The following is a 14,091-nucleotide window of genomic DNA, read 5'->3' as shown; positions in this document are numbered from 1 at the left end:
AACATAATCATAATATTACTGAAATTACGTTACAAATAGAAAATACGAAATGTAATACATTGAACCAACATAAACACTAATTTGGACTTTAGTCTTCATATAGATGTTTTGTGTAACTTTAAAGTATGCTCTAAAGTTACACTAAAGTGTTGATCTAAGAAAAAGTATCAATTTTTATCTACCCTTTGTAAAATTTATATCACTTAAGCGCAATCCCAATAAAATAAGCATGTACAAAATAAAAGTAGCTGTCTTTAACTGCTATTTTTGATGGTTGTTCAAATCCATTTCTTCAAGGGAACATCATTGACTCAAATTTTTATTTGCAGAAGTGTCCTATATTTTCTTTCAAATTGCGGCTAGGGTGGATATAAAAGGACCTAGCTGCTATCATTGCCCCCGAAATCCTCCAAAATAGATATCTTTCTTAATATGACACTTACGCCACCATAAGTTTATTTACCTCTTAATTCAGTAAATAACTCATCACTGTCTAGTGATGTGGTGTAGTAGCTTGTGTGTCATATATCACATCACTAGCCTTTCCTAAAATTTAAAAAAATAGGCTATTTTCATGTTATCCACTATTCGAGAACAATGGTTCTCCAATATTCGCGGGGATGTTCTTGCGGGTATTGTTGTTGCTTTGGCTCTAATTCCTGAAGCAATTGCCTTCTCCATCATTGCAGGTGTCGATCCTAAAGTCGGGCTATATGCTTCATTCTGTATTGCAGTTGTGATTGCTTTCGTAGGTGGTCGCCCTGGTATGATTTCTGCTGCAACTGGTGCAATGGCTTTATTAATGGTCACACTGGTTAAAGACCATGGTCTGCAATACTTATTAGCAGCCACAATTTTGACAGGATTTATTCAAATCCTAGCAGGTTATCTAAAATTAGGTGCTCTGATGCGGTTTGTATCAAAGTCAGTCGTGATTGGCTTTGTGAATGCCTTAGCTATTCTAATTTTTATGGCTCAATTGCCTGAACTCACCAATGTGACATGGCATGTCTATGCGATGACAGTTGGAGGTTTAGCTATTATTTATCTATTCCCTTATATCCCAGTGATAGGGAAGCTTTTACCCTCTCCTCTCATTTGTATTGTCCTCCTTACGCTCTTTGCCTTGTTCATTGGTTTAGATGTAAGAACCGTAGGCGATATGGGGCAATTACCAGATACGCTACCAATTTTCTTACTTCCTGATATTCCTTTAAATCTTGAAACTTTAGCTATTATTTTGCCTTATTCACTGGGATTAGCAGCCGTCGGTTTGCTTGAATCTATGATGACCGCAACAATTGTGGATGATTTAACCGATACCAATAGTGATAAAAACCGTGAGTGTAAAGGACAAGGTGTTGCCAATGTCGCATCTGGCTTTTTAGGCGGAATGGCAGGCTGTGCCATGATTGGTCAATCCATTATTAATGTGAAATCTGGTGGACGTACCCGTTTATCATCATTTAGTGCTGGGGTCTTCCTGTTAATTATGGTGGTGTTTATCAGTGACTGGCTCAAAGTCATTCCAATGGCTGCACTGGTTGCGGTCATGATCATGGTAGCAATCGGAACATTTAACTGGGATTCATTACGAAATATTCGCCAATATCCAGTTTCTAGCAATATCGTGATGATCGTTACAGTCGTCGTGGTCGTTGCAACACATAACTTGGCTTATGGCGTATTAGTCGGTGTACTTCTTTCTGCATTATTTTTTGCCAATAAAATTGAACGCTACATGGCAATTCAGTCCGAATTTAATGAACCTGAAAATACCCGTATTTATACGGTAACAGGTCAAGTGTTCTTCAGCTCAGCAGATAAATTTACTTCTGCATTTGATTTCAAAGAAGCACTTTCAAAAGTTGTGATTGATGTTAGCCAGGCTCACTTCTGGGATGTGTCTGCGGTCGCTGCCGTAGATAAAGTGGTCATTAAGTTTAGACGTGAAGGAACAGAAGTCGAACTTATTGGAATGAATGAAGCCAGCAAAACCTTAGTCGATAAGTTTGGTATCCATGATAAGCCAGATGCTTTAGATCGCTTAAATAGCCACTAAGAGGGATGAATTATGTCAAAAATTATTGCATGTATTGATGGATCATTAGCAACAAATACCGTTTGTGATTATGCAGCTTGGTTTAGCGATAAACTTAGTTCACCGCTTAAGTTATTACATGTTATTGATAAGCCAAAAGCGAAAGCACCACAAGATTTAAGCGGTGCAATCGGCTTGGGAAGTCGAGAAACATTGCTAAATGAGTTGGTTGAACTTGAAGAGCGTAAGGGGAAGATTGAGCTAGAGCATGGCCAAATTCTTCTTCGGGAAGCAAAGAATTATCTATTGGAGAAGTTCTCTATTGATGCTCAAAGTTTTCAACGTCACGGCAGTCTTTTAGAAACAATTATGGGAATGGAAGAAGACATTCGAGTTCTTATTATGGGGAAGCATGGAACTGAAACCGAGCATGATTCCAGTAAAGTTGGAACCCATATTGAAAATGTTGTTCGTGCCCTTCATAAACCCGTATTAATAACATCTGCACCCTTTAGTCCACCTAAGTCTTTTTTAATTGCTTTTGATGGAAGTCCTACTGCACGTATTTGTGTAGACAAAATTGCAAATAGTCCTTTATTAAAAACCCTGACAGCTCATGTGGTATATGTTGGTAAGCCAAATAGTGATATGACATCTCAAGTTACTTGGGCAAAAGAGCTGCTTGCAAATAATGGTTTTAATGTAATTGATATCGTACTTGAAGGTGATGTCGATAAATCAATATTAGATTACCAAGAGAAAAACGCTATTGATATGATGGTGGTTGGTGCATATGGTCACTCAAAGATACGCCAGTTTTTTATTGGGAGTACGACGACCAAATTGTTGTCAAGCTCAATAAAACCTGTACTTTTATTGAGATGACACTAAAGCCTTGAATAGATTTTTTATCTATTCAAGGCTTGGTATTTATAATTAGGTAGGGCGACTAAAATTATGAAAATGGAATTACTTTAACTCACCTGATATAGCTGAAGCATGAAAGTAAAAGAATTGGCTTTAAAATCATCTAAGGGAGTAGATAGCTTATTTTTCTAAAGAATTTTTAGTATCAACTTCGTGTAGATAAGCAACGATTTCATCCACTGTGGCTCTCGCTGCCCTTGAAACACCCACCAGTGTCGCTGAACCAGGTCCGGTCCATTCACCATATCCTACTAACCATAGGTTAGATTGTTTGACTGATCTGCTTCCTTCAACCAGTATCGTATTATTTTCCTCTACTATTCCAAGTGGCTTTAAATGGTCTAAAGTCGCTTTAAATCCAGTACACCAAATCACTGCATCAACCTGTTGAAAAGATCCATCTTCCCAAATCACGCCATTTTCCGTAAAAACCGAAAATGGGCGCTCACTATGTAAAACGCCTCGTGCACGTGCATCTTTGACTGAATCAATCATGACAATATCACCCAGACCGCCAACAGGCTGATCTATTGTACGGCCTTCTAATTGTGCCTTTAAACGCTCTGTCGCACGTAAAAACAGTACACGGCCATCAACATCATCTGCTAAAAATTGAGGAGGTGTTGGCGTGATCCAAAGAGTGTCTGCCACTTGGGAAACTTCAGCCAAAATTTGTGCTCCAGAATTTCCACCACCGACTATCATGACGTGCTTATCTTTAAAAAGTTCTGCATTTTGATAATGGGCGGAGTGTAATTGCAGACCTTTGAAATTTTCTTGGCCAGGGTAAGATGGGATATAAGGATGACTCCAGGTGCCCGTTGCACTGATTACAGCCTTGGCTCTCCATGTCTGTTCACCTGCATGCACACTCAATACTTCTCCTTCGCTTTTGACGTGATCAACATATACAGGACGAATAATCGGAAAGTGGTAACGCTGCTCATATTGCTGCAAGTATTCAATAACTTCTTTCTTGGTCGGATACGTTTGTTCTGTATTCGGCATAACCCAACCTGGTAAGGAACTCCAGCTATTCGGTGAAAACAGACGCAAAGAATTCCAAGCATGTAACCAGGCTCCACCTGCTTGATTTTGATCATCTAAAATAATAAATGGTATTTTTTTTCGCTTTAAAAAATAAGCTGTAGATAAAGCTGCCTGTCCACCACCGATAATGATGACATCAGTTTCCGTCTGTTTCTGATTCAAAGCCTTGTCCCCTTTTATTTTTTCTTTAATATAAAAACCCAATCCTGAAGACTGGGCTTTTACAATATTCACTATATTTTTATGACAACATCAAAATCAACTTAAACTATCAAGATATTTTTCAGCATCTAATGCAGCCATACAACCGGAGCCTGCTGAAGTAATCGCTTGGCGATAAACTGAATCAGCCACATCACCGGCAGCGAATACACCTGGCACTGAAGTAGCAGTGGCATTCCCCGCTGTTCCGCTTTGGATCTGAATATAGCCATCACGTAACTCAAGTTGCGCTGAAAACATCTCAGTATTTGGTTTGTGACCAATTGCCACGAATAAACCCTGTACCTCAATATCTTGCTTTGATCCATCTACAGTGGATTTTAAACGCACTCCAGTTACTCCGGTGTTATCGCCTAACACTTCATCCACTTGATTGTTCCAAAGAATGCTAATTTTGCCTTCTTTCTGTTTTGCAAAAAGATGGTCTTGTAGAATTTTTTCAGAACGCAATGAATCTCGGCGATGTACTAAAGTCACGTGAGCTGCAATATTAGACAGGTAAAGCGCCTCTTCAACCGCAGTGTTACCACCGCCTACAACCATCACCTTCTGGTTCTTATAGAAGAAACCGTCACAAGTTGCACAGGCACTTACACCTTGCCCCATGAATTTGGCTTCAGACTCAAGACCTAAGTATTGTGCCGTTGCACCTGTGGCAATAATCAGGGCATCACAGGTGAGTTCTTCCATATCGCCTTTCAGCACGAATGGACGAACGCTTAAATCCACTTTACTGATATGGTCATAGACGATTTCGGTGCCAAAACGTTCCGCATGCGCTTGCATACGTTCCATGAGTGCGGGGCCTGTTAAACCTTCTGGATCACCCGGCCAGTTATCGACTTCAGTGGTCGTGGTTAATTGACCACCGAGTTGTAAGCCTGCAACTAAAGTGGGTTTAAGATTAGCCCGTGCTGCATATACCGCAGCGCTGTAACCCGCAGGACCTGAGCCAAGAATGATTAATTTAGAATGTCTCTTTTGCATTTAAGATCACCTGGCAGCTTACAAACTGCGCTGATTGACACGTTTAGATAATTCTTCAGCTGATTCCTTACGTTCTGAATAACGATCTGTCAGGTATTTGCTTTGTCCACGAGTCAGTAGGGTGAACTTAAATAACTCTTCCATCACATCCACAATCCGGTCATAGAAAGCCGAAGGTTTCATTCGTCCATCTTCTTCAAACTCCAAAAAAGCTTTTGGAACTGAAGACTGATTTGGAATGGTGATCATCCGCATCCACCGCCCCAAAATACGCATCTGGTTCAGGCTGTTAAAGGACTGTGATCCGCCACTGACTTGCATCAAGGCAAGAGTTTTACCTTGGGTTGCACGGATTGCCCCTCCTGCCAGTGGAATCCAGTCGATTTGAGATTTAAAGATGGAACTCATAGAACCATGGCGTTCAGGTGAACACCAGACCATGCCTTCTGACCATGCTAAAAGCTCATGCAACTCTTTTACTTTTGGATGCTCAGTATCCGCATCTTCTGGTAAAGGAAGCCCTTTAGGATGAAAGATTTTTATTTCCGCCCCAAAATGCTCAAGGATTCGACCGGCTTCAAGAACTGCAAGGCGACTGTAAGAACGTTCTCGATTAGAGCCATACAGCAGCAAAATTCGCGGAGGATGAGCAAGTTCTTTGGCTTGAACTTTTTCAAAGGTGGGTTGCTCAAGAAGATTTAGATCTACATTTGGGAGATTCATAGAGTTAGGCCTCTTTAAAAACTTTCTTTCTCAGCCAGAGTGAAACACTCACCAAGGCAATCAACACAGGAACTTCGACCAGTGGGCCAATAATCGTGGTAAAAGCAACAGGGGACGCGATACCAAAAGTTGCAATCGCTACTGCAAGTGATAATTCAAAATTATTCCCCGCTGCGGTAAATGCAATTGCTGTGGTCTTAGGATAGTCATTGCCCATCCATTTACTCATAAAGAAACTGATGAAGAACATTAAAACGAAGTAAATGGTTAAAGGAATCGCGATGCGTAAAACTTCAAGCGGAAGACTCACGACATCACCGCCTTTTAGGCTAAACATGGCCAGAATGGTGAACAGCAAAGCCATTAAACTCAGCGGACTGATTTTCGGAATGAACTTGGTTTCATACCATTCCACGCCTTTCTGTTTCACCAAAATCCATCGCGTTAAGAAACCTAATAAGAACGGAATACCAAGATAAACCAGAACAGCATGGGTGATGGTCCAGAAATCGACATTAATGACCTGCGAAGCGACACCAAAATAGGGTGGAAGGAAGGTCAGGAATAACCAGGCATAGGTACTGAAAAATAGAATCTGGAAGATGCTGTTAAAGGCAACTAATGCTGCAACATATTGATTATCACCACACGCCAAGCCATTCCACACCAGAACCATGGCAATACATCGAGCAAGACCGATCAGGATGACACCGGTCATATATTCTGGATAACTATGTAAAAATATGATTGCCAGGGCAAACATGAGTACTGGCGCGATCAGCCAGTTTTGTACTAAGGATAAAGTAAGGGTTTTCTTATCCTTAAACACTTGTGGCAAAGTCGCATAGTTCACTTTTGCCAGTGGTGGATACATCATTAGAATAAGACCAATCGCGATTGGAATATTCACTGAATCAATGCTTAATTTATCGAGTGCGACAGAAGCCTGAGGAAAGAAGTTTCCGATGGCAATGCCTAAGGCCATGGCAATAAAAATCCATAGCGTCAGGTTGCGATCTAAAAAAGATAAGCGTTTTTCAGACATTTCACTTACTCAACGTTCGAAATTTGATTAATTGCTGCAATCAATTCTGAGCGAGATAGTTTATCTACATTAAGTTTAAATAAAGCATCTAAGCGACGATTGATATGTTCAACAGTGCTCATAAAGGCTTTCATTTTTTCTTCTTTATTCACGTCTAAGTGTGAAGGATCAGCCAAGCCCCAATGTGCCTTGATTGCTCCACCCAAATAAAGTGGACATGCTTCTTGAGCAGCAGAATCACATACTGTGATCACAACATCAGGTTGATATTGTTCACAATCATTAATTGTTTTACTCCATAAACCTTCGGTAGATAATCCTAAGTTTTCAAGGGATTCTAAAGTTAGCGGGTGAACTTGACCTGAAGGCTTACTCCCAGCGCTATAGGCTTTCCAACCTTCTGGTGCTCGGCTATTAAACAAAACTTCAGACAAAATGCTACGGCAGCTATTTCCAGTACATAAAAATAAAAATTTCATTGAATTACTCACAATAACTATTTACAGAAAGGGGGTGTTGATCATCCGGCTTTGATTGAGATTGAACCGTCTTCAAAATATCTAAAATTTCATAACACCAGTCGGCCAATTTTGGATTGATACTGTAGTAAACCCATTGGCCTTGTCTGCGATCTTGAAGTAGCCCTGAAGCACGTAAGAGGGCTAAATGCCTGGAAATTTTAGGTTGACTGAGTTGTAGTTTTTCAGTCAAATCACACACACATAGTTCTTTATTTTCAACAATTAATGTCACTATATTGAGACGTGTTTCATCTGATAAGCATTTAAAAAAATTAACTTGATCCATATAAGTCTTCTTCACATTCTTTCCATTCAAGAGATGAGAAAGTGCTATTTAATTCTTTGGCCATTTTCATCAATAATTTTTTCACCATCTTCTTTGCTAAATGCGCCTTTTTGAGGTGACGGGAGAATATCCAAAACAACTTCAGAAGGACGACACAAACGTGTACCTAAATCAGTAACAACAAATGGGCGGTTAATCAAAATGGGATGTTGAAGCATAAAGTTTAAAAGCTGTTCATCAGACCAATCTTCCCGATCAATTTCTAAATCAGAATATGGAGGTACATTTTTACGAATTGCTTCTCTAACAGTTAAACCAGCACTACGAATAAGTTCAATTAATTCTGCTTTCGAAGGTGGGGTAATTAGATATTCAATAACGGTTGGTTCAATTCCTGTATTTTGAATTAAAGCTAAGGTATTCCTTGATGTACCACACTCAGGATTGTGATAAATCTTTATGGTTGAGAACATTTTGACTGACTCTGCTATTAGAAACTCAGATATATTTATATATGAATTTCCATATATATGCAAATACGTATATTGATTTTATTTAAATTACTCAATGCCAATAAGTGTATATATATTCTTGCAAATTCTTATGAGTGAGAAAAAACTCGTTATTTAAATATGTAAATTTAGAGTAAACCCTAAAATTACATTTTAAAAGTTCTTAAAAACATGTACCATTTAAATGTTTTTTAATCATAAGTAACATGTAACTTTGGTATTAAAGATTTATAATTTACGAAATTGTTCATTTTTATCCAATTGGGGCGTAAAAAGTGAAAGGCCAAAAAGTAGGCTATGTGCGAGTGAGTTCGGTCGAGCAAAATACGGGACGTCAACTTGAGGGAATTGAAGTCGACCGGATTTTTGTTGACCGTGCTTCAGGTAAAAATACCGACCGACCGAAATTTCAGGAAATGTTGAATGGCACTGTTGCAAATAGAAATTTGAGTCGATGATGTTCCCTTTAAAAAGTACTTAGAGACCGAAAACTCTATTCACCAGATAGACTTCACCCTGAGGCTGACCATAATAAAATGACGAAGCTTGGCCTTTACGTAGTGCACGCATGACTTCAATACCTTTAATTGTGGCATAAGCCGTCTTCATAGATTTGAATCCTAACGTGGCCCTGATGATCCGCTTTAGCTTACCATGATCACATTCAATCACGTTATTTTTATACTTAATCTGCCTGTGCTCAAGGTCTGGTGGACATTTACCTTCCCGTTTTAACCGTGATAAAGCACGTCCATATGTGGGCGCTTTATCCGTGTTGATCACTTGTGGAATTTGCCACTTCTTCACATTATTTAAAATTTTTCCAAGAAAACAATATGCTGATTTGGTATTACGTCTAGAAGAAAGATAAAAATCAATGGTATCGCCACGTTGATCGACTGCACGATACAGATAAGACCATCGTCCATTCACTTTTACATAGGTTTCATCAATATGCCACGAGCTCAGACCTGTAGGATTACGCCAATACCAGCGTAAACGTTTTTCTATTTCAGGAGCATAACGTTGAACCCAACGATAAATCGTCGTGTGATCAACATTCACACCACGTTCGGCCAGCATTTCCTGCAGTTCACGATAGCTAATGCCATATTTACAATACCAGCGCACAGCCCAAAGAATGATTTCGCCCTGAAAATGCCGACCATGGAAAGGATTCATATACTGCACCTTTAGCTAAAACAGTCTTCAGCTTACCATTCGTGGTTATTTGCAACAGTGCCTTTCAAATCACAATGAATCTTGCGATAACCGTAGACTCTGCCAGATTCCAACCAGAACTGTTTAATTAATCCTGAAAGCTGTTGCCGCTTCCTCGCAGTTATACTGGTAGGTTTCTTTAACCAGGCGTAATAACCACTGTGATGAACATCTAACGTTGAACATAAACGACGAACAGACCATATATGTTGGTTGTCCCGAATAAAGGCGTACCTCATTTGGACTGGCTTGCGAAGTACACCGCGGCCTTTTTTAATATGTCCCTTTCTTCAGTGACCCTTTGCAGCTCTTTTTTTAATTTCGCTAATTCTGTAGTTGGATCACTAGATTCTGTTGTCTTGGGCTGCTGTGGATCATAACGTTTGATCCAAGCATACAGACTATGTGTAGTGGTTCCTAAATGTGTAGCAACTTCAGCCACACTATGACCTTTCTCAGTGACTTGTTTTACTGCTTCAATTTTGAATTCTTCAGGGTATCGTTTACTGCTCATAAGCACCTCGTTAATTAGCCATTTTATCTAACTAAAAGGTGTCTACAAAATCGGTGGCTATTCAGTTTCAACGGTGAGTTTCTTTAAAGCTTTACTGAAATTATTCAGGTCAGCTTCTGTTTTTAAGTTCTTAGCAAATTCTTTTGCCAATGCCAGCATTGCTTCATCTTTCATGGTAAACACCTGTGTTGCCCCCCAACAGCGTTGAGGGATAGTTTAAGCGTTTACACAGTTTTATTTACACTCTCCTAAAACCATTTAACAAAATCTATGACTATTTTACTTTCCCTTACCTAATCGTCCTAGTGTATATCTTTTTTTTTGATTAGCTTATTCCTAAATCAAGTGACTTTAGGTAAGTATGATGAACGATATCCAATTTTCAGATTGCGCAAAGGCATGTATGAGCTGTTCCCTTACCTGTGCCAGTTGTGCAAATGCCTGTCTAAAAGAAGAAAATCTGGAGATGATGCGAGAATGTATTCAGCGTTGTCTAGATTGTGCAGATATTTGTCAGCTCTGTGCTCGTATGCAGCAAAATGAATCTCCTTTTATGAAAGAAATTTGTGAGCTTTGTGCCAAGGCTTGTGAATACTGTGCAGATGAATGTAGCCAACATGAGCATCAACACTGCCAGCAATGTGCTGATGCTTGCCGTGAATGTGCCGTCGAATGTCGAAAAATGGTTGTCTGATAAATAAAAGAATTAGTTGAGTTTAGGATTTACTCAATGAATAGCCAACGTGTTAGTTGTTAGTGGGTCAAACCACTAACAACGGCACTGTTGCAAATAGGGATCTGAGTCGATGATTTTCCCTTCAAAAAAGCTTAGAGACCGAAAACTCTATTTACTAGCCAAACTTCTCCTAGAATATTACCGTTATAAAATAATGAAGCTTGTCCTTTGCGTAGAGCACGCATAACCTCAATTCCTTTAATTGTGACATAGCCGTCTTCATCGATTTGAATCCTAAAGTGGCCCTAATGATCCGCTTTAGCTTGCCATGATTACATTCGATCACGTTATTTTTATACTTAACCTGCCTGTGCTCAAGATCTGGTGGACATTTTCTTTCCCATTTTAACCGTGACAAAGCACCTCCATATGTGTGCTTTATCTGTATCTATCACTTGTGGGGCCTTCCTTTGCCAGAAGATGCGGATACTGAGCATCCAAAAGTAAAAGAACTGCATGAGCTTCTTGCATGGTCTGAAGGTATGGTCTGGTGTTCACCTGAACGTCATGGTTCTATGAGTTCCATTTTTAAATCACAAATAGACTGGATTCCACTTGCAGGAGGAGCAATCCGTGCTACCCAAGGTAAAACCCTTGCCTTGATGCAAGTCAGTGGTGGATCACAGTCTGAACCGTACCGGGTTTGTCGGAGAGTCAATATTCTGAGAGACTATTCCGATGACAAAATTAAAATATACCCCTGAAATCAGAGAAAGAGCGGTTCAAAAAATTTGAAACTACCATCTTAATGATATACTCTAATTGATATACATTTAGATTGGGTTGTTTATAATGTTGATGCTTCGATTACCTGTAGAATTAGAAAAACAGTTAGATCAACTGGCTGAAAAGAGTCAAAGAACGAAATCATTTTTAGCCAGAGAAGCTATTTCTATGAGTATTGAGAGCTTATCGAAAAAATATATACATGAAAACAAAGGGTTAAGTTACATGAATATTAATCTATATGAAACTCTCGTTAAATTTTTTTCTACACCAGTTAATTTAGAAACTGAATCTAGAAAATCTAAATTTATTATGTTTAGTGAGGACGGAAAATTATTTGTTCACAATAACAAAGATAATATTCGCCCTTTAAGCACTGATGAAGTTGATAATTTTTATAAGATTTTTAAGGAAACTGGAAGTCGATCTCCATCAACCTATACCGATGTAACCTTCAACTCATCATATATTCTTGCTGCACTATCTCATTTAAAAGAACAAGCTATTATTTAAATAGCTTATACAAATAAAAAACCCCGGCATCCTGCCGGGGTTTTTTATTGGAACATTAGGTCTTTGTGCTCTTGCATGTCTTATATAGCGCCATCCTGGTGCTTATTTTTTATTATATGGAACTTCCTGTTCCTGACCATTCAATAATATGAAAATTCCAGTATGCCGCATAGCAGCAAAGGGCCGAGATTCACGTAAGCCTAGGCCTACAAAATAGCCTAAATTTCATCCACAGAAATTGGGGATAGTTTTTACCCTGGAAGAGTTGATAACATTCGGAAAATGCCAAAATTGATCATTTTTAAGCCGACTTGTTTCAAAATCGGATTTTTGGGCATTTTGTGATCAGTGTGAAATTTTTAAGTTATTGATATTAATATACAAGTGTTGTTATTCACCAATTAAAATGTCTATGCGATAAACCATTTAAAATGTCCTGTTTTTAACCACAAGAGTCAAGCACAGGATTTAAATTTCTTTGTTCAATAACAGCTTTCTGAGCTTTACGACTCGGCATACTTTTCTTGAGGCGGGAACGTTTATTCTGTTTTTCCAATGCTTCATGCTGTTGCTGGATATGGGCCAGAACCGAACCTAATCTTTTATTCTCAACCACTGCATTTTGCTGTAGTCCAGCCAGTTTATTGAAGACGCTATAATAGATCTTCCGTCCCTCATACATGATGGCGATAGTTCCATCCGGGTACTCCAGAAATGAAATGTATTGCCCAGCAAGCTTATGATTCAGCTCTGTCGGTTCAAGCATATAAATACACTTGTCATAGGTCAGAGTCAGATTCTTGGTGACCTTACGCGGTTCCTGCCAGGTAAAAATATCATCCAGTTCAAGATCAGATTCGGCTAATGGTCGATGTAAATTCTTTGAGTTTCGTGCACATTTAGCGAACTTCTGATTGAAATGCTCAATAAAGCAGGGTAGCCATGCATTGGCTTCGGCAATCGAACCCATGCCTTCCAGGCGCATCTCCTTAATCAGGCGGTCCTAAAGGGTTCTGTTGGCACGTTCTACACGGCCTTTGGCCTGTGGGGAATTGGCGAAGATAATATCAATGTTTAACTCATTCAGAATCCGGCCAAATTGCGTGATCTTACTATCTTGACTCGATTTTTGATTGACTCGGAATACCGAGTGTTTATCGCTATAAAAGGCCAAAGGCTTGCCGTATTGTTCAATGTAGGCTCGGGTTGAAAGCATATAGTCAAAGGTTGTTTCAGCCTCACAAAAGCGCAAATGCAACAGCTTGCCAGTAGCATCATCGATATACACCAATAAACAGCACTTAGCAGCGCGTCCTTCGAACCAGTCATGATATGAGCCATCAATCTGAATCAGTTCACCGAAGCAATCACGGTTATAACGTGGCTGATATGGACGCTTCAGGCGCTTGGATCGAGGAATCCACAGGTCATTGGCCGTCATCCAGCGCCGAAGCGTTTCTACCGGGATATTCAGGTCAAACATGCTGCTGAGCTTTTCATGCGCCAAGGTGGGTCCAAAGCCCAGCAAATGTTCAGCAATAATGGAAAGGCACTTTGATTTTAACAAGTCATCATGGCGACGATGGCCAGGTTGACCACGACTGGCATGTGCCATACCTGAGACACCATCTTGATTGAGCTTCTGCAATAACCGGGTAATTTGACGGGTGGAAAGATTCAGGATTTCAGCAGCACGGACCTGGGTAATACGATGATCTCGAACGTCTTGCAGAACTGCAAGACGTTGAATTTCTTTGTCAGACATAGTGATCAGCATCTATATTTTATATCCAGTCCATGGTGATAAAAACCATCATAAACCAGACATTTTTATTGGTGAGAATATAGACACTTTAAATGGGTTCTAACAAAATAATTTCGTATAAGGTGTATTATGTTAATTTTAGAGAAACTACTAAATTATATTGAGTTGTAAATAGTTGAAATTCCGTTAAGATATTTTGGATTAAATTCTATTCCTAGATAGCATTCGTGTTGACTCATCTCTCCAAAAAACTTTGGTTTTGTTTTCTTATGGTTTTTGCCATAGGATGGAGTAGTGTGTCT

13 protein-coding genes and 4 pseudogenes are annotated in these 14,091 nt (G+C 39.4%); 6 read left to right on the top strand and 11 right to left on the bottom strand.

All coding sequences use genetic code 11. The annotated features are described in order from the left end of the window. The first annotated feature begins 574 nt into the window (after positions 1-574). Together FTV52_RS13390 and FTV52_RS13385 are read left to right on the top strand one after the other, a co-directional pair. A complete protein-coding gene (locus FTV52_RS13390) occupies positions 575-2,062 on the top strand; it encodes a SulP family inorganic anion transporter (RefSeq protein ID WP_004726783.1) in 1,488 nt (495 codons plus the stop codon). A gap of 12 nt (positions 2,063-2,074) precedes the next feature. After that, complete coding sequence (locus FTV52_RS13385) at positions 2,075-2,926, top strand: universal stress protein (RefSeq protein ID WP_004726781.1); 852 nt, start codon at positions 2,075-2,077, stop codon at positions 2,924-2,926. Positions 2,927-3,088: 162 nt separating this feature from the next. Here the strand turns inward: FTV52_RS13385 and FTV52_RS13380 are convergent, their stop codons facing one another. Genes FTV52_RS13380 through arsC form a run of 7 tightly spaced genes read right to left on the bottom strand, consistent with a single transcriptional unit; the run spans position 3,089 to position 8,275 of the window. Next, complete coding sequence (locus tag FTV52_RS13380) at positions 3,089-4,252, bottom strand: ArsO family NAD(P)H-dependent flavin-containing monooxygenase (RefSeq protein ID WP_004726779.1); 1,164 nt, start codon at positions 4,250-4,252, stop codon at positions 3,089-3,091. 24 nt (positions 4,253-4,276) lie between these two features. Beyond that, a complete protein-coding gene (gene trxB, locus FTV52_RS13375) occupies positions 4,277-5,227 on the bottom strand; it encodes a thioredoxin-disulfide reductase (protein ID WP_031380726.1) in 951 nt (316 codons plus the stop codon). A gap of 18 nt (positions 5,228-5,245) precedes the next feature. Further along, positions 5,246-5,950, bottom strand: a complete 705-nt coding sequence (gene arsH / locus FTV52_RS13370; protein WP_004644739.1) for an arsenical resistance protein ArsH — start codon at positions 5,948-5,950, stop codon at positions 5,246-5,248. Positions 5,951-5,954: 4 nt separating this feature from the next. Next, positions 5,955-6,995: an ACR3 family arsenite efflux transporter gene (arsB, locus tag FTV52_RS13365; protein ID WP_004644740.1), complete on the bottom strand. Its 1,041-nt coding sequence runs from the start codon at positions 6,993-6,995 to the stop codon at positions 5,955-5,957. Between the two features lie 5 nt (positions 6,996-7,000). Continuing rightward, positions 7,001-7,474, bottom strand: coding sequence for an arsenate reductase ArsC (locus FTV52_RS13360; protein WP_179990977.1), 474 nt, complete (start codon positions 7,472-7,474; stop codon positions 7,001-7,003). Positions 7,475-7,478: 4 nt separating this feature from the next. Continuing rightward, positions 7,479-7,802: a metalloregulator ArsR/SmtB family transcription factor gene (locus FTV52_RS13355; RefSeq protein ID WP_031380724.1), complete on the bottom strand. Its 324-nt coding sequence runs from the start codon at positions 7,800-7,802 to the stop codon at positions 7,479-7,481. Between the two features lie 44 nt (positions 7,803-7,846). Further along, positions 7,847-8,275, bottom strand: a complete 429-nt coding sequence (gene arsC, locus FTV52_RS13350; protein ID WP_179990976.1) for an arsenate reductase (glutaredoxin) — start codon at positions 8,273-8,275, stop codon at positions 7,847-7,849. Positions 8,276-8,589: 314 nt separating this feature from the next. Between arsC and FTV52_RS13345 the strand changes: the two are divergent. Beyond that, positions 8,590-8,739 (top strand): annotated as a pseudogene (locus FTV52_RS13345) (recombinase family protein); the annotation flags it as partial. Positions 8,740-8,791: 52 nt separating this feature from the next. Here the strand turns inward: FTV52_RS13345 and FTV52_RS13340 are convergent. Together FTV52_RS13340 and FTV52_RS14785 are read right to left on the bottom strand one after the other, a co-directional pair. Next, positions 8,792-9,496 carry an IS6-like element IS1006 family transposase gene (locus FTV52_RS13340; protein WP_001067786.1) on the bottom strand — a complete coding sequence of 235 codons (705 nt, stop codon included), beginning with the start codon at positions 9,494-9,496 and terminating at the stop codon, positions 8,792-8,794. 62 nt (positions 9,497-9,558) lie between these two features. Further along, a pseudogene (locus FTV52_RS14785) lies at positions 9,559-10,049 on the bottom strand (transposase); the annotation flags it as partial. A 364-nt stretch (positions 10,050-10,413) separates the two neighbouring features. Between FTV52_RS14785 and FTV52_RS13330 the strand changes: the two are divergent. After that, the gene (locus FTV52_RS13330; RefSeq protein ID WP_025466485.1) at positions 10,414-10,743 is read left to right on the top strand and encodes a four-helix bundle copper-binding protein; all 330 of its coding nucleotides are present in this window, start codon (positions 10,414-10,416) and stop codon (positions 10,741-10,743) included. A 134-nt stretch (positions 10,744-10,877) separates the two neighbouring features. Here the strand turns inward: FTV52_RS13330 and FTV52_RS13325 are convergent. Beyond that, positions 10,878-11,189 (bottom strand): annotated as a pseudogene (locus FTV52_RS13325) (DDE-type integrase/transposase/recombinase); the annotation flags it as partial. Between the two features lie 6 nt (positions 11,190-11,195). Between FTV52_RS13325 and FTV52_RS13320 the strand changes: the two are divergent. Next, positions 11,196-11,489 (top strand): NAD(P)H-dependent oxidoreductase, encoded by a 294-nt coding sequence (locus FTV52_RS13320; RefSeq protein ID WP_373683428.1) that lies wholly within the window; start codon positions 11,196-11,198, stop codon positions 11,487-11,489. An 88-nt stretch (positions 11,490-11,577) separates the two neighbouring features. Continuing rightward, the gene (locus tag FTV52_RS13315) at positions 11,578-12,024 is read left to right on the top strand and encodes a ribbon-helix-helix protein, CopG family (protein ID WP_016658834.1); all 447 of its coding nucleotides are present in this window, start codon (positions 11,578-11,580) and stop codon (positions 12,022-12,024) included. Between the two features lie 442 nt (positions 12,025-12,466). Here FTV52_RS13315 and FTV52_RS13310 read toward each other — a convergent pair. Continuing rightward, positions 12,467-13,801, bottom strand: a pseudogene (locus FTV52_RS13310) (ISNCY family transposase). Between the last annotated feature and the right edge of the window lie 290 nt (positions 13,802-14,091).

The organism is Acinetobacter sp. YH1901141, assembly GCF_013416935.1.
Lineage (GTDB): Bacteria > Pseudomonadota > Gammaproteobacteria > Pseudomonadales > Moraxellaceae > Acinetobacter > Acinetobacter towneri.
Note: the sequence above shows the minus strand (reverse complement) of the source record. Positions and strands in the feature narration are given on the sequence as shown.

Excerpts from the sequence above, each read along its gene's own strand:
- trxB (WP_031380726.1), bottom strand. The coding sequence starts at position 5,227 with ATGCAAAAGAGACATTCTAAATTAATCATTCTTGGCTCAGGTCCTGCG.
- FTV52_RS13390 (WP_004726783.1), top strand. The coding sequence starts at position 575 with ATGTTATCCACTATTCGAGAACAATGGTTCTCCAATATTCGCGGGGAT.
- FTV52_RS13315 (WP_016658834.1), top strand. The coding sequence starts at position 11,578 with ATGTTGATGCTTCGATTACCTGTAGAATTAGAAAAACAGTTAGATCAA.
- FTV52_RS13340 (WP_001067786.1), bottom strand. The coding sequence starts at position 9,496 with ATGAATCCTTTCCATGGTCGGCATTTTCAGGGCGAAATCATTCTTTGG.
- arsB (WP_004644740.1), bottom strand. The coding sequence starts at position 6,995 with ATGTCTGAAAAACGCTTATCTTTTTTAGATCGCAACCTGACGCTATGG.
- FTV52_RS13360 (WP_179990977.1), bottom strand. The coding sequence starts at position 7,474 with ATGAAATTTTTATTTTTATGTACTGGAAATAGCTGCCGTAGCATTTTG.
- arsH (WP_004644739.1), bottom strand. The coding sequence starts at position 5,950 with ATGAATCTCCCAAATGTAGATCTAAATCTTCTTGAGCAACCCACCTTT.
- FTV52_RS13385 (WP_004726781.1), top strand. The coding sequence starts at position 2,075 with ATGTCAAAAATTATTGCATGTATTGATGGATCATTAGCAACAAATACC.
- FTV52_RS13330 (WP_025466485.1), top strand. The coding sequence starts at position 10,414 with ATGAACGATATCCAATTTTCAGATTGCGCAAAGGCATGTATGAGCTGT.
- FTV52_RS13355 (WP_031380724.1), bottom strand. The coding sequence starts at position 7,802 with ATGGATCAAGTTAATTTTTTTAAATGCTTATCAGATGAAACACGTCTC.
- arsC (WP_179990976.1), bottom strand. The coding sequence starts at position 8,275 with ATGTTCTCAACCATAAAGATTTATCACAATCCTGAGTGTGGTACATCA.